Source organism: Mycolicibacterium obuense (genome assembly GCF_055397605.1).
In genome coordinates this window covers 1910421-1932064 of record NZ_AP043663.1, presented here as the reverse complement: position 1 = coordinate 1932064, position 21644 = coordinate 1910421, and the positions used below count along the sequence as shown (strand labels likewise).

At 69.5% G+C, this 21644-nt stretch carries 22 protein-coding genes; 11 read left to right on the top strand and 11 right to left on the bottom strand.

The annotated features are described in order from the left end of the window. Positions 1 to 18: 18 nt before the first annotated feature. Genes ACZ50N_RS09190 through ACZ50N_RS09180 form a run of 3 tightly spaced genes read right to left on the bottom strand, consistent with a single transcriptional unit; the run spans position 19 to position 2579 of the window. A complete protein-coding gene (locus ACZ50N_RS09190) occupies positions 19 to 657 on the bottom strand; it encodes a vitamin K epoxide reductase family protein (protein ID WP_046366024.1) in 639 nt (212 codons plus the stop codon). After that, a complete protein-coding gene (locus ACZ50N_RS09185; protein WP_046366025.1) occupies positions 654 to 1418 on the bottom strand; it encodes a DsbA family protein in 765 nt (254 codons plus the stop codon). Before ACZ50N_RS09185 ends, ACZ50N_RS09190 begins: the two co-directional genes overlap by 4 nt. Positions 1419 to 1472: 54 nt before the next feature. Continuing rightward, the gene (locus ACZ50N_RS09180) at positions 1473 to 2579 is read right to left on the bottom strand and encodes an alpha/beta hydrolase (RefSeq protein ID WP_111508583.1); all 1107 of its coding nucleotides are present in this window, start codon (positions 2577 to 2579) and stop codon (positions 1473 to 1475) included. A 149-nt stretch (positions 2580 to 2728) separates the two neighbouring features. Between ACZ50N_RS09180 and ACZ50N_RS09175 the strand changes: the two genes are divergently transcribed. The 6 genes from ACZ50N_RS09175 (at position 2729) to ACZ50N_RS09150 (ending at position 7681) form a co-directional block, all read left to right on the top strand. Beyond that, the gene (locus ACZ50N_RS09175; RefSeq protein WP_046362334.1) at positions 2729 to 3568 is read left to right on the top strand and encodes an aldo/keto reductase; all 840 of its coding nucleotides are present in this window, start codon (positions 2729 to 2731) and stop codon (positions 3566 to 3568) included. A gap of 20 nt (positions 3569 to 3588) precedes the next feature. Then, entirely contained in the window at positions 3589 to 4122 is a 534-nt protein-coding gene (locus ACZ50N_RS09170) for a hypothetical protein (RefSeq protein ID WP_464475196.1), read from the top strand. A gap of 122 nt (positions 4123 to 4244) precedes the next feature. Next, complete coding sequence (locus ACZ50N_RS09165; RefSeq protein WP_073685068.1) at positions 4245 to 5663, top strand: PepSY-associated TM helix domain-containing protein; 1419 nt, start codon at positions 4245 to 4247, stop codon at positions 5661 to 5663. Then, positions 5656 to 6153 (top strand): copper chaperone PCu(A)C, encoded by a 498-nt coding sequence (locus tag ACZ50N_RS09160; RefSeq protein ID WP_046362384.1) that lies wholly within the window; start codon positions 5656 to 5658, stop codon positions 6151 to 6153. Before ACZ50N_RS09165 ends, ACZ50N_RS09160 begins: the two co-directional genes overlap by 8 nt. A gap of 5 nt (positions 6154 to 6158) precedes the next feature. Further along, the gene (locus ACZ50N_RS09155; RefSeq protein ID WP_133413243.1) at positions 6159 to 7349 is read left to right on the top strand and encodes a Dyp-type peroxidase; all 1191 of its coding nucleotides are present in this window, start codon (positions 6159 to 6161) and stop codon (positions 7347 to 7349) included. Between the two features lie 92 nt (positions 7350 to 7441). Continuing rightward, positions 7442 to 7681, top strand: a complete 240-nt coding sequence (locus tag ACZ50N_RS09150; protein WP_131705458.1) for a hypothetical protein — start codon at positions 7442 to 7444, stop codon at positions 7679 to 7681. A gap of 2 nt (positions 7682 to 7683) precedes the next feature. Here the strand turns inward: ACZ50N_RS09150 and ACZ50N_RS09145 are convergent, their stop codons facing one another. The 3 genes from ACZ50N_RS09145 to ACZ50N_RS09135 are packed head-to-tail and all read right to left on the bottom strand — an operon-like array spanning position 7684 to position 12285. Next, positions 7684 to 8391 carry an HNH endonuclease family protein gene (locus ACZ50N_RS09145; RefSeq protein ID WP_046362338.1) on the bottom strand — a complete coding sequence of 236 codons (708 nt, stop codon included), beginning with the start codon at positions 8389 to 8391 and terminating at the stop codon, positions 7684 to 7686. Then, on the bottom strand, positions 8388 to 10619 hold the full coding sequence (recG, locus tag ACZ50N_RS09140; RefSeq protein WP_464475195.1) for an ATP-dependent DNA helicase RecG: 2232 nt from the start codon (positions 10617 to 10619) through the stop codon (positions 8388 to 8390). The genes ACZ50N_RS09145 and recG overlap by 4 nt, the downstream gene beginning before the upstream one ends. A 1-nt stretch (position 10620) precedes the next feature. Beyond that, positions 10621 to 12285 carry a fatty acid kinase ATP-binding subunit FakA gene (locus tag ACZ50N_RS09135; RefSeq protein WP_133413244.1) on the bottom strand — a complete coding sequence of 555 codons (1665 nt, stop codon included), beginning with the start codon at positions 12283 to 12285 and terminating at the stop codon, positions 10621 to 10623. 231 nt (positions 12286 to 12516) lie between these two features. Here ACZ50N_RS09135 and rpmB point away from each other — a divergent pair, with 231 nt between their 5' ends. Then, entirely contained in the window at positions 12517 to 12711 is a 195-nt protein-coding gene (gene rpmB, locus ACZ50N_RS09130) for a 50S ribosomal protein L28 (RefSeq protein WP_014815134.1), read from the top strand. A gap of 45 nt (positions 12712 to 12756) precedes the next feature. Here rpmB and ACZ50N_RS09125 read toward each other — a convergent pair whose 3' ends face one another. Then, positions 12757 to 13434, bottom strand: a complete 678-nt coding sequence (locus ACZ50N_RS09125; RefSeq protein ID WP_048425295.1) for a uracil-DNA glycosylase — start codon at positions 13432 to 13434, stop codon at positions 12757 to 12759. Positions 13435 to 13504: 70 nt separating this feature from the next. Continuing rightward, a complete protein-coding gene (locus tag ACZ50N_RS09120; protein ID WP_464475194.1) occupies positions 13505 to 14461 on the bottom strand; it encodes a thiamine-phosphate kinase in 957 nt (318 codons plus the stop codon). A 135-nt stretch (positions 14462 to 14596) separates the two neighbouring features. On the opposite strand from ACZ50N_RS09120, the gene ACZ50N_RS09115 reads away from it, so the two are divergent. Continuing rightward, positions 14597 to 14836 (top strand): Lrp/AsnC ligand binding domain-containing protein, encoded by a 240-nt coding sequence (locus ACZ50N_RS09115; protein ID WP_464468442.1) that lies wholly within the window; start codon positions 14597 to 14599, stop codon positions 14834 to 14836. 24 nt (positions 14837 to 14860) lie between these two features. Then, positions 14861 to 15409, top strand: a complete 549-nt coding sequence (locus tag ACZ50N_RS09110) for a DUF3515 domain-containing protein (protein WP_046362343.1) — start codon at positions 14861 to 14863, stop codon at positions 15407 to 15409. A gap of 3 nt (positions 15410 to 15412) precedes the next feature. Here ACZ50N_RS09110 and ACZ50N_RS09105 read toward each other — a convergent pair whose 3' ends face one another. From ACZ50N_RS09105 to ACZ50N_RS09095, 3 genes are read right to left on the bottom strand one after another with little or no spacing between them, the layout of a single operon-like run. Continuing rightward, complete coding sequence (locus tag ACZ50N_RS09105) at positions 15413 to 16516, bottom strand: D-alanine--D-alanine ligase family protein (protein ID WP_046362344.1); 1104 nt, start codon at positions 16514 to 16516, stop codon at positions 15413 to 15415. Between the two features lie 12 nt (positions 16517 to 16528). Continuing rightward, positions 16529 to 17650, bottom strand: a complete 1122-nt coding sequence (locus ACZ50N_RS09100; protein ID WP_133413245.1) for a cystathionine gamma-lyase — start codon at positions 17648 to 17650, stop codon at positions 16529 to 16531. A gap of 4 nt (positions 17651 to 17654) precedes the next feature. After that, the gene (locus tag ACZ50N_RS09095) at positions 17655 to 18650 is read right to left on the bottom strand and encodes an NAD(P)H-dependent glycerol-3-phosphate dehydrogenase (protein WP_236694426.1); all 996 of its coding nucleotides are present in this window, start codon (positions 18648 to 18650) and stop codon (positions 17655 to 17657) included. Positions 18651 to 18703: 53 nt separating this feature from the next. Between ACZ50N_RS09095 and cofC the strand changes: the two genes are divergently transcribed. Together cofC and ACZ50N_RS09085 are read left to right on the top strand one after the other, a co-directional pair. Next, on the top strand, positions 18704 to 19369 hold the full coding sequence (gene cofC, locus ACZ50N_RS09090; RefSeq protein WP_046676524.1) for a 2-phospho-L-lactate guanylyltransferase: 666 nt from the start codon (positions 18704 to 18706) through the stop codon (positions 19367 to 19369). Positions 19370 to 19431: 62 nt separating this feature from the next. After that, positions 19432 to 21615, top strand: coding sequence for an RNA degradosome polyphosphate kinase (locus tag ACZ50N_RS09085; RefSeq protein WP_464475193.1), 2184 nt, complete (start codon positions 19432 to 19434; stop codon positions 21613 to 21615). Positions 21616 to 21644 lie beyond the last annotated feature (29 nt).

Sequence of the window (21644 nt, the reverse complement as noted above, 5' to 3'; positions counted from 1 at the left end):
AACCCGCTGACGCGCAGGTCAGACCAAGGTCGACCAGTAAGTCCAGAACCGTTCGAGGATCATCAGCACCACGGCGGTGAACCACAGCGCGACCAGCGACCAGCGCCACGTGTAGAGCCCGCGCACGAGCGCGTTGGCGCTGCGCTGCGGCTGCGCGGCGATCGAGGTCGCGACCACCAGCAGCGGGATCGTCACGCTCCAGACGACCATGCAGTACGGGCAGAGCGCGCCGATGCGGTAGAGGCTCTGGAAGATCAGCCAGTGTACGAACACCGTGCCCAGCAGTGCGCCGGCTGCCAGGCCGGCCCAGTACCAGCGGGGCAGCGACACCCTGGCGACCGCGAGTACCCCGGTCACCACCACCACGGCGAAGCCGACGATGCCGAGCAGCGGGTTGGGGAAGCCGAACACCGAGGCCTGCGGGGTGATCATCACCGAACCACAGGAGAGCACCGGATTGATGCTGCAGGACGGCACGTAAGCCGGGTTGATCAGGATCTCGATCTTCTCGATCGTCAGCGTCAGCGCCGACGTGAGCCCGATGACACCGGCGATCAGGACCCACCATGCGCTACGTCGTGACACATCGACACCGCCCGGCCCGCCGGCCGGCGACGGATCGGCCTGCTCGACGGGTCCCGAGGCGGTGACGGTCATGACGCCGGGGCCGGTGCGGCGGCGGGCGCGGCCTCGAGCCCGGGCACATCACCCACGATGCTGCGGATCTTGGTGACGAACTCGTCGGCGGTGCTGGGCTGATAGTCCTCGCCGTTGATCTTGATGGTCGGGGTCGCCTTGATTCCCGCGGCGGCGGCCTGGCCCTTGACCATGTCGACGAAGCGGCCCTTGGTGATGCACTCGGGCACCGTTCCTGCCGCCCCGGCCTGGCGCGCCAGTTCGACCAGGCGAGCGTTGTCGGGGAAGCTCGTTCCGGTTTCACTCGGCTGCTGGGAGTAGAGCGCGGCGTGGAATCGCCGGAACGCGTCGTTGGACTCCTCTGCCACGCAGTAGCCGGCGCCACCGGAGCGCGACGAGTAATTCTGGTTCTGCGGACGGTCCAGGATGGAGACCATGTAGTAGTCGGCGGCGATCACGCCGGCATCGACGAGCTTGTTGATCGTCGGTCCGATCTGCATCTCGAAATTCCGGCAGGCCGGGCACAGGAAGTCTTCGTACATCGACACGACGGCCTTGGGCTCGTCGGTGCCCTCCTTCTTGATGACGCTCGCCGATGCGACCCGGATGGACTGCGTCTCACCGGCCGTCGGCTGTTCGTCGGCGGACATCACGATGTAGAGCACCAAAGCGACCGCGAAGATGACGACGACCGAGGTCAGCCCGACCTGGACGAGCAGGTTGCGCTTGCGGTCGGCTGCCTTCAGGTCGTACTTGGCGTTCTTCTTGGGTTTCGTGGCCACGGGGACAGAGTACCGGCGCCTCGACAGACGAGGTGGTGGCCTCATCCGACGGGGTCAGACCCGACTGAGATGCGCCCGCATCGCCGAGATCACATCGGCGGTCGCCGTGGCACTGGCCCCGCCGAGTGTGAAGAAGTTCGCGAACCCGTGCACGACGGCGCCGTACTCGCGGTAGTCCACAGGGGTGCCCGCCGCCCGCAGCGCCTCGGCATAGTGCCGGCCCTCGTCGCGCAGCGGATCGAAACCGGCGGTCGCGATGAGGGCGGGGGCCAGTCCGGAATGGTCGTCGGCGAGCAACGGGGACACATCCGGATGGTCGCCGCCGACCGACGCGCCGTCGAGGAACCGGGCGGTGAACCAGTCCATGTCGCGCTGGGTCAGGAAGAACCCGTTGGCGAACAGCGTCCGCGAGCGGGTCTGGGCACCGTGATCGGTGACGGGATAGAACAGCAGCTGAAGAGCCGGCTGCGGCGCATTGTCGGCGCGGGCGCGCAGCGCCACCACCGCCGACAGGTTGCCACCGGCACTGTCGCCACCTACCGCGACCCGCCGCGGATCGGCGCCCAGCGCTGCCGCATTCTCCCGGGCCCACAGGTACGCGGCATAGGCGTCGTCCGCTCCGGCGGGCGCCTTGTGTTCCGGCGCGAGCCGGTAGTCCACCGACAGCACATGGACTGCCCCGGACCGGCAGATCTCCCGGCAGAGGTCGTCGTGGGTGTCCAGGCTGCCGATGGCATGGCCACCGCCGTGGAAGAACACCAGCAGGGGCGCGTCGGGCTCGGCGGTGCGATAGTGCCGGGCCCGGATCGGCCCGACCGCTCCGGACACGGTCAGGTCGCTGACCTGCGGCACCGGGATACGGCGGGCGAAACTCGCCGACAGCAGCTCGAGCTGAGTCCGCGCCGCCGCGACGTCCTCGCCCACCACCAGCCCCTCGAGCCCGACGGCCTTCTGCCCGGCCAGCATCAACTGCAGGGTGGTGTCGAGGGTGTTGCCGTCGAGGACGATCGATCGCCCGCCCAGCATGGCTCGTTTCATCGGTTCGGGGATGCGGGGCAAGCCGCGCAGCGTCAGGCCCGCGATCGTGTTGACGAGTGCTTGGGCGCGCAGGGTGCGCCGACGGGCCCGAGGCTGCCCGGTCATGGTGAGCGTGTCGGTCATGGGGTGGCCCTTTCGCCGGCGGAACCCGTGTCAGCGCCATGCCGTACGGCATTGGCGCTGATTAGGCGGGGTAATACTGCGGCAATATAGTCAGTCACGCCCATCGCAAGCCAAAACCAAGCCCGACCCACTTCAGCAGAGAAGGTGACATGACTTCGGCGGCTGCAATCCCCTCCGTCACGCTCAACGACGACAACACGATGCCGATCATCGGTCTCGGCGTGGGCGAGCTGACGGACTCCGAGACCGAGCGTTCGGTCCGGACGGCGCTCGACGCGGGCTACCGCCTGATCGACACCGCCGCCGCGTACGGCAACGAGGCAGCGGTCGGCCGCGCCATCGCGGCCTCCGGTGTGCCGCGCGAAGAAGTGTTCGTCACCACGAAGTTGTCCCCCCAGGATTTCGGCTTCCAGTCCTCGCAGGACACGCTCAGGGCCAGCCTGCAGCGCCTCGGGCTGGACTACGTCGATCTCTACCTGCTGCACTGGCCCGCCGGCGAGGAGGGTAAGTACGTCGACAGCTGGGGCGGCCTGATGAAGTCCAAGGAGGTCGGCGAGACCCGGTCGATCGGGGTGGCCAACTTCCACGCCCATCATCTCGAGGACATCATCGGCCTGTCGTTCTTCACCCCGGCGGTGAATCAGATCGAGCTGCACCCCCTGCTCAATCAGGCCGAGTTGCGGGCGGTCAATGCGGACAACGGCATCGCCACCGAGGCCTACGGCCCGCTCGGCGTCGGCCGGCTGCTCGAGCATCCCGCCGTGACCGCGATCGCCGAGACCCTCGGCCGGACCCCGGCGCAGGTGCTGATCCGCTGGAGCATTCAGCTGGGCAACATCGTGATCCCGCGCTCGTCGTCGCCGGAGCGCATCGAAGCCAACATCGACGTGTTCGGGTTCGAACTCACCGACGAGCAGATGTCGTCGCTGAACGGGCTCGACGACGGGACGCGGTTCCGTCCGGATCCGGAGACGTACACGGGCGCGTAGGCCGCGATAGGGTGCGTGGCGTGAAAAGTCCCGCAGCACGCGCACGGCAGCTGCGTGGCGCGCTGATCGGGGTGTCCTCGGCGCTGATGACGACGGGCGCGCATGCCGCCGCCGGCGGCGGTGTTCCGCGCGGCCCCGCGCTCGTCGTGGTGCTGCTGATCTGCCTGACCGCCGGCACCCTCGCCGGCTGCGTGCGACCGGATCGGAACCCCTACGCCGTGACCGCCGCGGCGCTGTGCGGCGCGCAGCTGTCCGGTCACCTCGCGATGACGTTGGCCGCGCACCACCACCACGGCGGGCTTGGCGTGTCCATGGCGGCGGCGCATCTCGGCGCCGCCCTGCTGGTGGCCGCTGCGATCACGTCCGTCGAATTCCTGTACACCGTCTGCGTTTCCGTTCTGTGCTGGGTGCGTCTGTTCGCGCTGCGAGCACCGCGGCCACCCGCACCCCCCATCCGCCATCGCGCGACCATCGCGCGACCACGCCCTGTGCCGATCGGCGGGACGGGTATGCGGGCTCCGCCTGCGGTGGCGTCGGCCCTGACGCCGGCCTGACTTCGCGTCCTCACTCACTTCACTGACCGCGGCGTGCCGCTGCGCGTCCCCTTCGCGCGCTGATTCGTCGGCGCTGCTCCCCTCTTCTTCCGCGCGGCATCGCGCTGACCGAAAGCACCGTCATGACCCTGTCCGACGACACCGTCGAACCCCTGTCCCCCACAGTTCCGCCACCGCCCGCCCGCCACAACTGGCGTCCGCTGCTCGTGCGCCTGCATTTCTATGCCGGCGTTCTCGTCGGGCCGTTCCTGATCGTCGCCGCGGTCACCGGCGCCCTCTACGCGCTGGCTCCCAGCATCGAGCGTGTGGTCTATCGCGACCTTCTGGCCGTCGAAGCGCGGCCGGCGATCCCCCTCGACGAGCAGGTGCGTAGCGCCCGCGCCGGCCACCCCGACCTCTCGGTCACCGCGGTGCGTCCGGCGGCCGACGGCGGTGAGACCACGCGCGTCTCGTTCGCCGATCCGTCGCTGCCGGAGGACCATTCACGCACGGTGTTCGTGGACCCGGGCTCCGGCCGGGTGCTGGGCGAACAGGTGACGTGGTTGGGTTATCTGCCCATCAGCACGTGGCTCGACGGCCTGCATCGCCACCTCAACCTCGGCGAACCAGGGCGCATCTACAGCGAGATCGCCGCCTCCTGGCTGTGGGTGGTGGCCCTCGGTGGTACCGCGTTGTGGGTGAGCAAGGCTGTGCGGGACCGTCGCCGCGGCCGCCAGGGACGCATCGTGCGCGTGGACCGCTCGTCGACCGGACGGTCCCGAACGATGAACTGGCACGGGGCGACCGGTATCTGGCTGCTGTGCGGGCTGTTGTTCCTCTCGGCCACCGGCATCACCTGGTCGACGTACGCCGGCGCGCACGTCACCGACATCAGATCGGCACTCCATTGGCAACGGCCACAGGTGGATACGGAATCGTCAGACCCCCATGCCGGGCATCACGGGATGGCCGACGGCGCCGGTTCGGCAACGGATGACGGCGCGTTCGACTACTCCGGCGTGGTGGCTGCCGCCGCCGCGCACGGGGTTGCCGCCCCGGTCGAGATCACGATGCCCACCGAGCCGGGTCAAGCCGCCACGGTGACCGAGATCGACGCGCCGTACCGCATGACCACCAATGCGGCCGCGGTGACACCAGGAGACCTCTCGGTGCCCAGCGTCATCGATTACTGGCGCGACTACTCGACCATCGCGAAGCTCGCCGACTGGGGCATCCGGGCACACATGGGCTTCCTGTTCGGGCTGCTCAACCAGCTCCTGCTGTTGGCCGTCGCGCTCGGGCTACTGACGGTCATCGTGCGTGGATACCGAATGTGGTGGCAGCGCAGGCCGACTCGCGGGTCCGCGTGGGCTCTCGGCCGGCCGCCCGTGCGAGGCGGGCTGCGCGCGGTGCACCCCGCAGCCGCCGGTGCCGTCGTGATCGGCGCGCTCGCCGTGGGCTGGTTCCTGCCGCTGTTGGGCGCGACCCTGGCCGGCTTTGTGGTGATCGATCTCGCGCTGGGCCTGCGCAAGCGCCGTGCGGTGCGGAACTGCGATGCCTAGATTCCTCAGTATCGTTGTCGCCCTGCTGATCACGTTGCTGACCGGCTGCGGCGGCTCAGCGCCCGACGAGAGCACCATGGCATCCCACGTCGCGGTCAGCGATCAGTGGGCCAGCGCCTCCGATGACGGGATGGCCGCCGTCTTCGGCGTCTTCACCAACACCGGCGATCGCGACGCCACCGTTGTCGCCGGCGACTCGCCTGCCGCGGCCAGTGTCGAACTGCACGAGGTGGTGCGCGGGGGTGGCGGCGCCGGCGTGATGCAGCCGAAAGACGGCGGGTTCATCGTGCCGGCCGGTGGTCGGCACGAACTGTCCCCCGGCGCGGATCATCTGATGCTGATGCAGCTGAAGGAGCCGTTGCGGCCCGGCGCGGACGTCACGGTCACGGTGCGCTTCGCCGACGGTTCGTCACTACCGGTGACCGCACAGGTCCGGGACTTTCCCGGTGGGCAGGAGCCGTATCAGCCCGGCACGCACGGCCGTGGTTGATCGGCATGGTTGACCGACCCACGATCAACCGGCGGCGCCTCCTGACCGGAGGCGCCGCCGTTGCCGCCACAGGCGCCACGCTCGCAAGTGTCCGCGCCACCGAAAAAGGGACCGACACAGCGGGATTCGGCGCCCATCGCGAATCCTTCCACGGTGTGCACCAAGCCGGGGTGGCCACTGCGCCTCAGGCCCACGCCACCTTCGTCGCCCTCGATCTTCGTCCCGGGGCGGCCCGCTCCCCGCGCGAGGCACTCACCGCAGTGCTGAAGTTGTGGACGTCTGACGCGGCCCGGCTGACCCAAGGCGAACCCGCGCTGGCCGACACCGAACCGGAACTGGCTTTGCGGCCGGCGCGGCTGACCGTCACGGTCGGCCTGGGACCCGCAGTGTTCGATCAGATCGGAGCGCCGCACCTGCGACCCGACGGGGCGGCCCCGCTGCCGACGTTCGGTGTCGACCGCCTCGACGAGAAATGGTGTGGCGGTGACCTGTTGTTGCAAATCTGCGCCGACGACCTGGTGCCGGTCGCGCATGCATGCCGGGTCCTGCTGAAGAACGTCCGGACGCTGGCGACACCGCGATGGCGTCAGAACGGCTTCCGCGGCGCCCATGGCGCCGATACCGACGGCACGACCATGCGCAACCTCATGGGCCAGGTCGACGGGACCGCGAACCTGCGTGCACCAGGCGAATTCGACCGCTACGTGTGGGATGTCGGCGAGCAGCACCGGTGGTTCGCGGGCGGGACGGTCGCCGTGATCCGCAGGATCCGCGCCGAGATGGACACCTGGGACGAGCTCGACAGGACGAGCAAGGAGATGGCGTTGGGGCGTCGACTCGACACCGGAGCGCCGCTGACGGGTGCGCGCGAGTTCGACGAACCGGACTTCGCGGCTGAGGAGAACGGCATCCCGGTGATACCACCCAACGCGCACATCGCGCTGGCGCATGCGCGAACCGACGATGAACACTTCCTTCGCCGCGGCTACAACTACGACGACGCGGCGGGTGAATGCGGACTCGTGTTCGCCGCCTATCAACGCGCTCCGATGCGTCAGTTCGTCCCCGTGTTGCGGCGGTTGGCCGGCGCCGACGCGCTCAACGCGTGGATCACCACGGTCGGCAGCGCGACCTTCGCGATCCTCCCCGGGGTGCCAACCGACGGATACCTGGGTCAGCCTCTGCTCGAGGCGTGATCACCGGCGGGCCTGGCGGAACTCAGTGTCTGCGAGGTGCAATAGACGCACGATCCCAGCGAGAGGTGACGATGATGGTGAAACGTGCAGTCGTGGCTGCTTCGGCGGTCGGGGTGGCGGTCGGTGTGGCGCTGCTGCCCGCCTTCGTCGTCACCACTACGGTCGCCCAGCAGCCGTGGGACCCGGGCTGCTGGGGCCCGTTCGCGTGGGGGTCGAACGACTGCGACTGGTCGCCAACCTCGGGGCCCTCGTCGGGCGGACCCTGGGATCCGTCGGTGACCGGTCCCGGTCAGTTCAACCGCGCCGGAACCGGTTCGGGCTCCTCATCCTGAGCTCAGCCCGTCGGGCAGGTCGCGGCAGCCTCCCGCAGCACCGGCACCGACGGCGCGTCGACCGGTAGCCCGTAGCCGCGCAGAACCGCGATGAACTGCATGGCGTACTGGCAGTGGAATGCCGCATTCGGCGGCATCCACAGCGCCGGCTCCTTGTCTCCCTTGTCCTGATTGGCCTGTCCGTCGACCGCCAGCAGATTGGCCGGGTCGTTGGCGAATCGGGTGCGCAGGTCGTCCGGCCAGCCGCGGGCCCCGAGGTCCCAGGCCAGCGCCAGGGGGACGATGTGGTCGATCTGCACCGCGGCACCGATCTGGTTGCCGCGGGTGAACGCGACGACGCTGCTGGTGTAGGGATCGAGGAGAGTGCCGGTCGCCACCGCGGTGGGGCACCGCTTGATCGCCACGTACGTCTTCTCACTCAGGTCGCGGTCGAGGATGTCGTTGCGGGTGTCGCAGCCGTTGTGTCCGCCGGGAGCCGTGGTGTCGTCTGTCCACGATTCGCCGAACGCATCGCGGCGATAGTCGTGGCTGCGCGTGCGTGCAGGGATCTCGGCGACGCCCGCGAGGACGTCGACACCCGGCGCGACGGTGGGGATGTCAGCCTGGGCGATGAAGCGCGACGGCCCGCGCGGTGAGGTGCCGACCTGGACGGCGACGATGACGGCCAGAGCTGAGGCGACCGCGAGCCACAGCAGCTGCCTGCGCGTCACGACATGTCCAGGTATTGCACGCGGTCGGCGTCGACGAACGGAGCCGACAGGACCGCCATCCCGGGGTCCTGCGGATCCTGATCGAACACCTTCTCGCACAACTCTTTTGCGGTCTCGATGATCTCGCGATGGAGAGCCAGGGACAGAAAACGCAGGGTGATCGCGCGGCCGGATTGGTGCAGACCCAGTACGTCGCCCTCACTGCGCTCGAGCAGATCGAGATCGGCGAGGGCGAACCCGTCCAGCGTGCCGGCGACCGCCCTGAGGCGCTGCCCCGCCTTCGAGGTCTCCGGAAGGTTGGTGGCCAGCAGACACAGGCTGGGATGCTGGCCGCGGCCGATCCGGCCACGCAGCTGATGCAGCTGGCTGATGCCGAAGCGGTCGGCATCCATCACCACCATCACCGTGGCGTTGGGCACGTCGACCCCCACCTCGATCACCGTCGTACACACCAGAACGTCGATGTCGCCGGCGCGGAACGCCGCCATCACCGCATCCTTGTCCTCCGCGGCGAGCCGCCCGTGCATCAGACCCAACCGCAACCCGGCCAACGGCCCGTTGCTGAGCCGCTCGAACATCTGGACCACGGTGACCGGCGGAGGCCCACCCTGTCCCGCGTCGCGCCCGCCACCCTTGGCCGGCTTGTCGTTCTCGTCGATGCGGGAGGCCACCACGTACGCCTGGCGACCGGCACCGACCTCTTCGACGACGCGCTGCCAGGCGCGCGAGAGCCACGTCGGCTTCTCCCTGACGAAGATCGCGGTCGTCGTGATGGGCTGGCGGCCGCGCGGCAGCTCCCGCAACGTCGACGTCTCGAGGTCGCCGTAGACCGTGAGCGCCACCGTCCTCGGAATCGGTGTCGCCGTCATCACCAGAAGATGCGGGGTGATGCCTTCAGGAGCTTTGGCGCGCAATCGATCTCGCTGCTCGACACCGAACCGGTGCTGCTCGTCGACGACGACCATGCCGAGGTTCTCGAATTCCACGGCATCCTGCAGCAGCGCGTGCGTGCCGATCACGATGCCGGAGGTTCCGCCGGCCACCTCCCGGCGGGCATCGCGCTTCTGCTGCGCCGACATCGAGCCGGTCAGCAAGGTCACCGCGGTGGCTTGATCGGTGCCGCCGAGTTGGCCCGCCATCGCCAGCGGCCCCAGCATGGCGCGGATCGACTGGGCGTGCTGCGCGGCGAGCACCTCGGTCGGCGCGAGCAGCGCACACTGGTAACCGGCGTCGATCATCTGGAGCATCGCCAGCAGTGCGACAACCGTTTTGCCGGAACCGACTTCGCCCTGCAGCATCCGATTCATCGGGTGTGCCCCGGCGAGCTCGGCAGAGATCACGTCGAGTACGTCGCGCTGCCCGGCAGTCAGCTCGAACGGCAGCTGCGCCGTCATCGCGGCCGCCAGCCCGTCGTCGCGGGGCGCGGCGGCGGGTCCGGTGCCGCTCAGCTCACTGTGCCGGCGCACCACCAGACCCCACTGCAGCCCGATCGCCTCGTCGTAGGTGAGGCGTTCGATCGCCCGTTCCCGCTCGCGGGTGTCTTCGGAGATGTGCACCGCCCGCAACGCAGCGTCCTCGGACATCAGATCATGTTCTCGCACAACCCATTCGGGTAACGGATCGGGTACGGGGTCCAGCACGGCCAGCATCTGGCGCATACAGGCGTAGATGTCCCAGGTCTGCACCTTGGCCGTCGCCGGGTAGATCGGGAAGTACTCCTTCTCGAACGCAGCGAGGACGTCCGTTCCGGCGGCCCCGGCGGCGTCGGCGATCGTCGACAGGGATTTGGTGCCCTTCATGGTGCCGTCGTCGCGCAGGATCAGGAACGCCGGATGCGTGAGCTGCATGACGCCCCGGAAGTACCCGACCTCGCCCGACAGCATCACTTTGGCGCCCTTGACCAGTGAATGCTTCAGGTACTTGGCGTTGAAGAACGTGGCGGTGACCTTGGGCCTGCGTTGCCCCAGCGTCACGACCAGGAATTCCCGCTTGGGTTGCCGGTTGGTGTAGCGCAGAGTCGCCTCGGTGATGACGTCGACGAACGTGACGTGCTCGCCTTCTTCGAGATCGAGCTCCTCACCCTCGTCGCGCACGCTCATGGCGTCGCTGTACTTGCGGGGGAAGTACCGCACCAGGTCACCGCAGGTACGCAGCCCCAGATGCTCCTCGAGCGGCTCGGCAGCCTTGCTGCCCAACACGAAGTCGAGCCGATCACTCAGTGTCGCCACGTCATTCGACTCCGATCAGCAGCACGTCGCCGCCGTGGCCGGTGTGGAAACTGACCATGTCGGTCCCCGGGTGTTCGCGGTGGACGTGGTCGCGCAGGGCATCGGCGACGTCGGGCCCGACGCCTGAGCCGGTGAGTACGGTCACCAGCTCGCCACCGGCGGCCAGCAACAGGTCGATCAGCCCGGCACCCACAGCGGCCACGCTGTCGCCCACGAGGACGACCTCGTCACCGGCGATTCCCAGTCCGTCCCCCGGCCGGCACGCACCGGCCCACGTCAGCGCTTCTTCGGCGGCGACGCGCACCGATCCGTGGCGCACCCCGGCCGCGGCCCTGGTCATGGTGTAGCCGTCGTCGACCGGTCGATGGCCCGGATCGTGCACGGCCAGCGCGGCCAGCCCCTGCACCATCGAGCCGGAATACACGGGCACCATCGTGATCCCCCAGTCCGACGCCACTGCCCAGCCGGCGAGCAGCTCCTCGGCGGCGACGTAACCATTGGGCAGCACCATGACGTGTTCGGCGCCGGTGTTGACCAACGCGTGGAGCAACTGGTGAGCGCTCACCGGTAGCCCGGGCTCCGGGCGCAGGATCTGCGCGCCCTCGCTGGTGAACAGCTCCTCGGCGCCGTCTCCGTCGACGACGGCCAAGACGGCGCGCTCCCGCGCCCAGCCGCCCGCCGGGTGACGGTCAGCGCCGCCGGTCAGCGACGTGATCTGGATGCGGCTGGGAACACCGACCTGCAGGGCGGCCTCCACGGCGGCACCCGCGTCGTCGACATGGACGTGAACGGAGTACCGGCCCGTCTCCGCCGACGCCGCGATGGCGACGGATTCGCCGAGCTCGTCCAGGCGTGCCCGCAATACCTCCACTCCTGCCGGCTCGGCACCGCTGAGCAGGTACATGACCTCGAACTGCGGGGTCATCAGCGCCTTCGACACAGCGGTCACGGAGCGGGCCGGCTCCGCGGCCGCAGCATCGACGGGTTCGGGACGGTACCGCGGGCGGGGCTGTGCGCGCCCGGTGAGCGTGGTGGTCAGCGCGTCGAGAAGAACCAGCAGGCCCCGGCCGCCTGCGTCCACCACACCGGCGTCGGCGAGCACGTCGAGCTGTGTCGGGGTGCGGTCCAGCGCAGCGACGGCGGCCTGGGAGGCGGCAGCCACCACCTCGGAGAGCTCTGCCTCTCCGCCGTCACCGTCGTCGGCTTCCCGGGCGGCTGCCTCCGCGGCGTCCTGCAGCACCGAGGTGATGGTGCCGGGCACGGCCTCGCCCATCGAGGTGACGACCAGCGTGACGGCATGGCGCATCGCCGCGGCGAGCAGCCGGCCGTCGATGTCGGCGATCACGCGGTCCTCGCCGGCGGCAGTGGTGACGTCGGCCAGGGCACGCAGAATCTGCGACAGGATCACCCCGGAGTTGCCGCGCGCGCCGCGCAGCGCCCCGTCGGCGAGCGCGGCCGCCACCGCGGTCACGTCGTCGCCGGCGGCGGCGGAGTCGGCGTGCGCCCAGGCAGCGCGCATCGTGAACAGCATGTTGGTACCGGTGTCGGCGTCCGCGACGGGGAAGACGTTCAGTGCGTTGATCTCATCGGTGTGGCTGATCAGATCCGATACCGCGGTGTGGGCCCAGCTGCGCAGCGCCGATGCATCGAGCCGCCGAGCCGACATTCTCACCTCCGCACGCCAGGGCGCCGCTGCGCCGAAACGAGCGCGCGCCCGCGCCAGCCTAGCCACTACCTCGGACAGCGAGCAGGTGGCGAGCTCGGGGTTGTTGACAGCTTGGGAGAGCGATGGATGCCGTTTTGGCGAACCTCGGGGCAGCCCGGTAGTCTGATCGGGTTGTCGGGTCACCCGTCAGGTCGTTGACCCCCAAGCGCTGACTTATGAGGAGTTCTCACTATGGCTGCCGTGTGCGATATCTGCGGGAAGGGCCCCGGCTTCGGTAAGTCGGTGTCGCACTCCCATCGCCGGACGAGCCGTCGGTGGAATCCGAACATCCAGTCGGTGCGCGCAGTGGCCCGTCCGGGCGGCAACAAGCAGCGCGTGAACGTGTGCACCTCCTGCCTGAAGGCCGGCAAGGTCACCCGCGGCTGATTGCCGTCCACACCACACTTCGTCACTCCCGATCGGCCCGCCCTGCTACGGCAGGCGCCAATCCACCGGCTCGGCACCCATCTGCGTCAACAGCTCGTTGGCCCTGCTGAACGGTCGCGACCCGAAGAAGCCCCGTGACGCCGACAGCGGCGACGGGTGCGCTGACTCGATGATGGCCGTGTCACCGAGCATCGGCTTGAGGGTGGCGGCGTCTCGTCCCCACAGCACCGCCACCAGCGGGCGTTCCCGGGCGACCAAGGCCCGGATCGCGCACTCGGTGACGGCTTCCCAGCCCTTGCCCCGATGCGAGGCCGGCGTCCCGGGGCGCACGGTCAGCACCCTGTTCAGCAGCATGACACCCTGCTCGGACCACGGGGTCAGGTCCCCGTTGGCGGGCGCCGGGTAGCCGAGATCCTGCTGATACTCGGTGTAGATGTTGGACAGGCTGCGCGGCAGGGGGCGCACATCAGAGCCGACGGAGAAGCTCAGCCCGACAGCATGACCGGGGGTCGGGTACGGGTCCTGACCGACGATGAGGACACGGACCTCGTCGAAGGGATACGTGAACGCCCGCAACACCTGCGCTCCCGTGGGGAGGTAGCGGTGTCCGGCAGAGAGTTCCGCGCGCAGGAACTCCCCCATCTCGGTGACACGGGCGTGCACCGGCTCCAGGGCGCTCGCCCACGATTCGTCGACCAAGTCCTGCAGGGGGCGTGCTGTCACGACAGGCCAACTTAGCGCCCCGGCGATCAGTAGGCACTCACTAGGCGCTCAATAGGCCCTCATTAGGCCCTTAATAGGACTGCCAACCGGCATTGCCGGTCCACGCCGCACCGTCGACGGTGACCGCGCCCGCACCGAATCCCGCTGCGGGACGCCGCACCCGCCCGATCGCGCGCCAACCGGGAGGCGGTTCGTCCGGGAACGTCGCCACCAGGGCGTGATCTTCACCACCGCCGAGCACCCAGTGCCGGGGGTCGACTCCGGCGGCGTGCGCGGCCGGTCCGAGCGCGTCGAGGTCGTCGTGCAGCAGCGCGACGGCGAGGTCGACGTGGACCCCCGATGCGGCCGCGATGTGCCCGAGATCGGCGAGCAGCCCGTCGGAGACATCGGTCATGGCCGTGGCGCCTGCCCGCGCTGCGGCAGCGCCCTGCCCGTACGGTGGCGCCGGCACCAGGTGGCGACGACGTAACGCCTCGAATCCCTCGATGTCGTTGTGCCACAGCGCGTAACCCGCGGCCGACCGACCGAGTTCGCCCACGACCGCAACCACGTCACCGGGCCTGGCGCCACCGCGCAACACGGGCGGTCGGCCGTCGAGGTCACCCAGCACGGTCACCGAGACCACCCACTGCGGCGCGGCCACCATGTCGCCGCCGACGATGCCGGCGCCGACCCGCGTGGCCTCGTCCCACAGTCCGTCGGACAGCGCGACGGCCTGCGCTGTCTCGGTGTCGCCGGGGGCGCCGTAGCCGACGACGAACGCGGTGGCGCGGCCGCCCATCGCCTCGATGTCAGAGGCGTTCTGCGCGATGGCTTTTCGCCCGATGTCGTACGGGGTCGACCAGTCCAGCCGAAAGTGCCTGCCTTCGACCAACATGTCGGTGCTCACCGCGGTCGCGCCCGTGCCCTTCAGGACCGCGGCGTCGTCGCCCGGCCCGACGACGACGGACGGCGGCTGCCGGCGCCCGCTGACCAATCGGTCGATGACCGCGAACTCGCCGTCTGCTGCCAGCGTGCCGTCGGCCATGTCTGCTCTCCTCGCCTGCGAAGGATCGTGGCCTGAACGCCGGGCTCACCTGCGGTACCTTGAATTTCCCACAGAGTTTATGCGCCGCCGTCGACGCCGCCGGTGTCTGCGCAGACCGAACGGAGGGATCACGGCGTGGTCGAGGCTTTCGTGCTCATCCAGACCGAAGTCGGCCGCGCCGAGATCGTCGCCAAGCAGCTCGCCGGCCTTCCCGGTGTGTTGTCGTCGGAGGCGGTGACGGGACCCTATGACGTGATCGTGCGGGCAGGGGCCCCCACGCTGGCCGAGCTGACGTCGGCCGTCGTGCCCACGGTGCAGCAGGTCGCGGGCATCACGCGGACGCTGACGTGCCCGATTGCCGGCGCGATGGCGTAGGTGGCCCGCCCGTAGAGTGTCGCCATGGCCGACACCCCCGGCGACGGTCCGCCCCGCGCTGCGCTGATCGCGGCGGTCGTGCTCGCGGTCGGTGCGGCCGTCGGGTTCCTCGTGTTCGCCGCGGTCACTCAACACCAGCGCGGTCCCGCGCCCGTGGCACTTTCGGCGGTGCCCGCCCCGCGTGCAGACGGCCCCGAGTGCGCCCGCCTGATCGGCACGCTGCCCGAGAAAGTGGGTGACTACCGGCGCGCGCCGCTGGTCGAGCCCGCCCCGGCCGGGGCAGTCGCGTGGCAGCGCGACGACGGCGGCGAGCCGCTGGTGCTGCGGTGCGGCGTGGAACGCCCGGCGGACTTCGTGGTCGGAGCACCGCTCACCGTGGTCGACGCGGTGTCGTGGTTCCGGGTCCAGGATCCGAGCGATGCCGATCGGGCCACCTGGTTCGCGGTCGACCGGCCGGTCTACGTGGCGCTGACGCTGCCGCGCGATTCGGGTCCCGACGCCATCCAGACGGTGTCGACGGCCGTGACCGCGACATTGCCGGCCCAGCCGGCCGATCCAGGTCCCGCGGCCTAGCAGCTAGCGCAGGCCGGTGCCGCGGGCGACGGCGGTGTCCACCATCGTGGCGAGCAGCGTCGGGTAGTCGACGCCGCTGGCCGCCCACATGCGCGGATACATCGAGATCGTGGTGAAGCCCGGCATCGTGTTGATCTCGTTGATGACCGGGCCGTCGTCGGTGAGGAAGAAGTCGACGCGGGCCAAGCCCTGACAGTCGATGGCCTGGAAGGCCCGGATCGACAGGGCGCGGATCTCGTCGGCGGCGTCGTCGTCGATCTTGGCCGGGACGTCGAGTTCGGCCGCGTCGTCGAGGTATTTGGTCTCGAAATCGTAGAAGCCGTCGTCGCGGCCGCGTACCCCGGCGACGCGAATCTCGCCGACGGTGCTGGCGTCGAGCCGGCCGTCGGGGAACTCGAGCACCCCGCACTCCAATTCGCGGCCGAGCACGGCGGCTTCGACGATCACCTTCGGATCGTGGCGCCGCGCCAGCTCGATCGCCGACGGCAGCAGATCCCATGAGGTGACGCGGCTGACCCCGATCGACGAGCCGCCGCGGGCCGGTTTGACGAAGACGGGCAGCCCGAGACGCTCGCGGTCGGTCAGCGACACCGTGCTGTCCTGGGGCCGCAGCACGATCTGGTCGCCGATCGGCAGGTCGGCGGCGGCCAGCAGCTTCTTGGTGAACTCCTTGTCCATGCCGACGGCGCTGGCGAGGACACCGGCGCCGACGTAGGGCACGCCGGCCAGCTCGAGCAGGCCCTGGATGGTGCCGTCTTCACCGTAGGGACCGTGCAGGACCGGGAAGACCACGTCGACCGAGGCCAGCACGTCACCGGCGGCCTCCCCCATCGACAGCAGCTGTCCGCGCCGGGCCGGATCGGGCGACAGCGCGAGCGCGGTTCCGGAGGCCTCGCTGACACCGGGCAGCCTGCCGTCGGTGATGGCCAGCCCGTCGGGGCGGCCGTCGCCGAGCACCCACGATCCGTGCGGGGTGATACCGACGGCGACCACCTCGAACCGCCCCGGATCGAGGTTGCGCAGGATGCTGCCTGCGGAGACACACGAGATCGCGTGCTCAGAACTCCGTCCGCCATAGACGACGGCAACGCGGGTGCGGGCAGTCACAGTCTGGAGAGGCTACCGGCCGGCCCCGGCGAGGGCCGAGTCGATATCGGCCAGCAGGTCGTCGGTGTCCTCGATCCCGCAGGATATGCGGGCGAAGCCGGGTGACACCGGGTCGCCCCATCGGGCCCTGCGGTCGACCGAGGTGTGCACGCCGCCGAAGCTGGTGGCGCCGACGAGCAGCGCACTGCGGCGGACGAGATCGTGTACCGCATCGGCGTCGGCCAGCTCGACGGAGACGATGCCGCCGAAGCGGCGCATCTGCCGGGTCGCGATGGCGTGGGACGGATCGTCGGGCAGACCGGGGTAGCGCACGGCAGTCACCGCGGGGTGCGAACGCAGCATCATCGCGACGGCCGCGGCGTTCTGGCATTGCCGTTCGAAGCGCAGGCCGAGCGTGCCGAGGCCCCGCAGCACGAGCCACGCCTCGAACGCGCCGAGGATGGGCCCGGCCAGCAGTCGCTCGCGCTGCAGCCGCTCGATCACATCGGCGCGGTTGCCTGCGACGTAGCCGGCGAGCAGATCGTGATGCCCGGAGAGCGCTTTGGTGGCGCTGGCCACCACCAGGTCGGCCCCCAGGGCCAGCGGCTGCTGCCCCAACGGGGTCGCCGTCGTGTTGTCCACCACCAGAAGAGCACCGCGCGGTCGGCACTGCATCGCCAGGCGGTGCAGATCCACCACATCCAACCCCGGGTTCGACGGCGTCTCGGCCAGCACCACGTCGGCGTCGCGGGCGGCCTCGCACATCTGCGCGCACGTGGCCTGCACGACGGTGACGCCGCGAGGAGCGAGGTATTCGGTGGCGTAGGCGCGCACCTGGTAGTAACCGTCAGCCGGGACGACGAGCGTGCTGCCCGGCTCGGTCACCGCGCGTAGCACCGACGTGATGGCCGCCATGCCCGATCCGAACGCGACCGCTGCGGCGGCGCCCTCCAGCGTCGCGAGGGCCGATTCGAGCTGCCGCCAGGTGGGGTTGTGCCGCCTGCCATAGCTGTCCAGCGCGTCGTCCTCGTCGGCACCGAGGTGGTATGCCGCCGCCGGCACCGGTACCGGCCCCACCGGGTCACCCGGAACATGTTCAGCAGCAATAGCTTTCAGGCTGCGGGTGGAATCGCCGTAGGTCTCGCCATAGGTCACGGGATCACTCCGGTTTCGTGGAACGACCGAGCAGCAGCGCCACCGCGTCCTCGACCGACAGACCCTTGTGGCACACACCGTGCACCGCTTCGGTCAGCGGCATCTCGACGTCGTAGCTCGCCGACAACGCCAGCACCGACCGGCAGGAGGTCACACCCTCGGCGACGTGACCGCCGGTGGCGGCCATCGCCGCCTCCATCGTGCCGCCCTGGCCCAGCCGTTCCCCGAAGGAACGATTGCGCGAACGCGGGGACATGCACGTCGCAACGAGATCCCCGATGCCGGCCAACCCGGCCAGCGTTGCCGGCTTGGCGCCCAACGCGATTCCCAGCCGCATGATCTCAGCCAGCCCGCGGGTGATGATCGCGGCCGCGGTGTTCTCCCCCAACCCCGCACCCGCCGCCATCCCCGACGCGAGGGCGATCACGTTCTTGCACGCTCCGCCGATCTCGGCACCGATCACATCGGCGTTGGTGTAGGGCCGGAAGTATCCGGTGGACAACGCCCGCTGCAACGCGACCGCACGGCCGGAGTCGCTGCATGCGACGACCGTGGCGGCGGGCTGTTCGGCGGCCACCTCACTGGCCAGATTGGGTCCTGTGACCACGGCGACGCGGGCGGCGTCGGCGCCGGTCACCTGCACCACCACCTGGCTCATCCGCATCAGCGTGTCCAGCTCGATACCCTTGGCCACGCTCACCAGGGTGGTGTCGTGACCCAGATACGGTGCCCACTCGGTCAGGTTGGCGCGCAGCGTCTGTGACGGTACGGCGAGCAGCACGGTGCAGGCACCGTCGAGCGCTTCGGCACAGTCACCGGTGGCCCGGATCGAGGCCGGCAGGGGGACGTCGAGATATCCGGGGTTGCAGTGCGTGCGGTTGATCTCGGCGGCCCGCTCGGGGTTGCGCGCCCACAACCTCACTCCATTTCCTGCATCGGCCAGCACCTTCGCCAGTGCCGTACCCCATGCCCCTGCACCCATCACCGCAGCCTCGACCACGGCTCCAAGACTAGTCGGGAATAACTGCTGGCAGGATGGCGCTCGTGACCGGCATGACCACCTCATCGGCCGCCGGCGCCCGAACCCCGGACGCGGGCGTCAGCGTGGTGATCGCTGTCAAGCGTCTGACCGCGGCCAAGACCCGGCTGGCTCCGGCGTTCCCGCCGGCCGCCCGCGGGGGTGTGGTGCTCGCCATGCTCGAGGACACGATCGCCGCCGCCACCGCGGTGCCGGCGGTCCGGTCGATCATCGTGGTGACACCCGACGCCGACGCCGCGGCCGCCGCCGGCCGCCTGGGCGCGCTGGCTCTCGACGACCCCACTCCGGCGAATCACGGCGACCCCCTCAACAACGCGCTGGCCGCCGGTGAGGCGCTCGCCCGCCGCGAGAGCGTCAATGTGGTTGCCCTGCAAGGCGATCTGCCGGCTCTCCGAGTCGCCGAGCTCACCGAGGCGATCAGCGCCGCCAGCGCCCATCCCCGCAGCTTCGTGAGCGATCGGCACGGCTCGGGGACCGCGGCATTGTTCGCGTTCGGCGTCCCCCTGCGCCCGCTGTTCGGCGCTGAATCGTCCGCCCGGCATCGCCGTTCGGGCGCGGCGGAGTTGACCGGGGACTGGCCGGGATTACGGTGCGACATCGACACCGCCCAGGATCTTCTGGACGCCCGCCTCCTCGGAGTCGGGCCCGCGACGTCGCAGGTGATCGGCGCGCTGCGCTGAACGCGTACCCGGCGAACCTCTCCTCCTAGCCGCGGCGCCCGCGAATAGGGAATCATCGGGGCATGACCGAAGCGCAGACCCGACCGGAGGACGCGGACACCACGGCGGAGGCCTCCGGGGACAGCAAGTCAGCGGCTGTACCCGACACCGCGCCCGAGGCGCCCCCGGCCGCCACATCGCCGGCAGTCGAGAACCCGCTTCCCGAAGACCGTTACCTCAACCGCGAGTTGAGTTGGCTCGACTTCAACGCCAGAGTCCTGGCGCTGGCGGCTGACCCATCGCTGCCCCTGTTGGAGCGGGCGAAGTTCCTGGCGATTTTCGCGTCCAACCTCGACGAGTTCTACATGGTGCGCGTCGCCGGTCTCAAGCGCCGCGACGAGATGGGGCTGTCCGTCCGCTCGGCCGACGGCCTGTCTCCCCGCGAACAACTCCGCCGGATCAGCGAGCGCACCCAGCAGCTCGCGAGCCGGCACGCGCAGGTGTTCCTCGACGCAGTGCGCCCGGCGCTGGCCGACGAGGGCATCGTGATCGTGACGTGGGCCGAACTCGACGACAACGAACGCGGCCGGCTCTCCACGTACTTCCACGAGCAGGTGTTCCCGGTGCTGACGCCGCTGGCTGTCGATCCCGCCCACCCGTTCCCGTTCGTGAGTGGGCTGAGCCTCAACCTCGCCATCACCGTCAAGCATCCCGACGGCGGACAGCACTTCGCTCGAATCAAGGTGCCCGACAACGTGGACCGCTTCGTCGAGCTGGCGGCGCGGGAGAACACCTCGGACGTCGCGCGCTTCCTCCCGATGGAAGAGCTGATCGCCGCGTTCCTGCCGGTGCTGTTCCCCGGCCTGGAAATCGTGGAGCACCACGCTTTCCGGATCACTCGCAACGCCGACTTCGAGGTGGAGGAAGACCGCGACGAGGACCTGCTCAAAGCGCTCGAGCGTGAGCTCGCGCGGCGCAGGTTCGGCTCCCCCGTGCGCCTCGAAGTCTCCGATGACATGACCGAGGGCATGCTCGAACTGCTCCTGCGCGAACTCGACGTGGCGCCCGGGGACGTCGTGGAAGTGCCCGGCCTGCTGGATCTCTCATCGCTGTGGCAGGTCTACGGCGTCGACCGGCCGGCGCTGAAGGACCGTCCGTTCGTGCCGGCGACACCCCCGGCGTTCGGTGAACGCGAGACGCCCAAGAGCATTTTCGCGACACTGCGCGACGGCGACGTCCTCGTCCACCACCCCTACGATTCGTTCTCCACCACGGTGCAACGCTTCATCGAGCAGGCGGCTGCCGACCCGAACGTGCTCGCGATCAAGCAGACCCTCTATCGCACCTCGGGTGATTCCCCGATCGTCAACGCGTTGATCGACGCCGCCGAAGCAGGCAAGCAGGTGGTGGCGTTGGTCGAGATCAAGGCCCGGTTCGACGAACAGGCCAACATCAAGTGGGCGCGCGCACTCGAACAGGCCGGCGTGCACGTGGTGTACGGACTCATCGGGCTCAAGACCCATTGCAAGACGTGCCTGGTGGTGCGACGCGAGGGATCGATGATCCGCCGGTACTGCCACATCGGCACGGGCAACTACAACCCGAAGACCGCGCGTCTCTACGAAGACGTGGGCCTGCTGACGGCGGCTCCGGACATCGGCGCCGACCTCACCGACCTGTTCAACTCGCTCACCGGGTACTCCCGCAAGGAGTCCTACCGCAACCTGCTCGTCGCCCCGTACGGCGTGCGCCGCGGCATCATCGAACGCATCGACCGCGAGATCGCGGCCACCCGGGACGGCGCCGAAGGGCGAATCCGCCTCAAAGCCAACGCATTGGTGGACGAGCAGGTCATCGATGCGCTCTACCGGGCCTCCCAGGCCGGGGTCCGGGTCGAGGTCGTCGTGCGCGGTATCTGCGCGCTCAAGCCCGGCGGAGAAGGGTTCTCGGAGAACATCGTCGTGCGCTCGATCCTCGGCCGGTTCCTCGAGCATTCACGGATCATTCATTTCCGCGCCATCGACGAATACTGGATCGGCAGCGCCGACATGATGCATCGTAATCTGGACCGCCGCGTCGAGGTCATGGCTCAGGTCAAGGACCCACGGTTGACCGAAGCGCTCGGCAACATCTTCGAATCCGCCCTGGATCCGCGGACGCGGTGCTGGGAGCTCGGCGTCGACGGAAAGTGGACAGCGTTGCCACAGGAAGGACAGACAGTGCGAGACCACCAGGTGTCGTTGATGGAAAGCCACCGCCATCCGTAATCGTCCGATCGAGCAGAGCAGGCACCAAG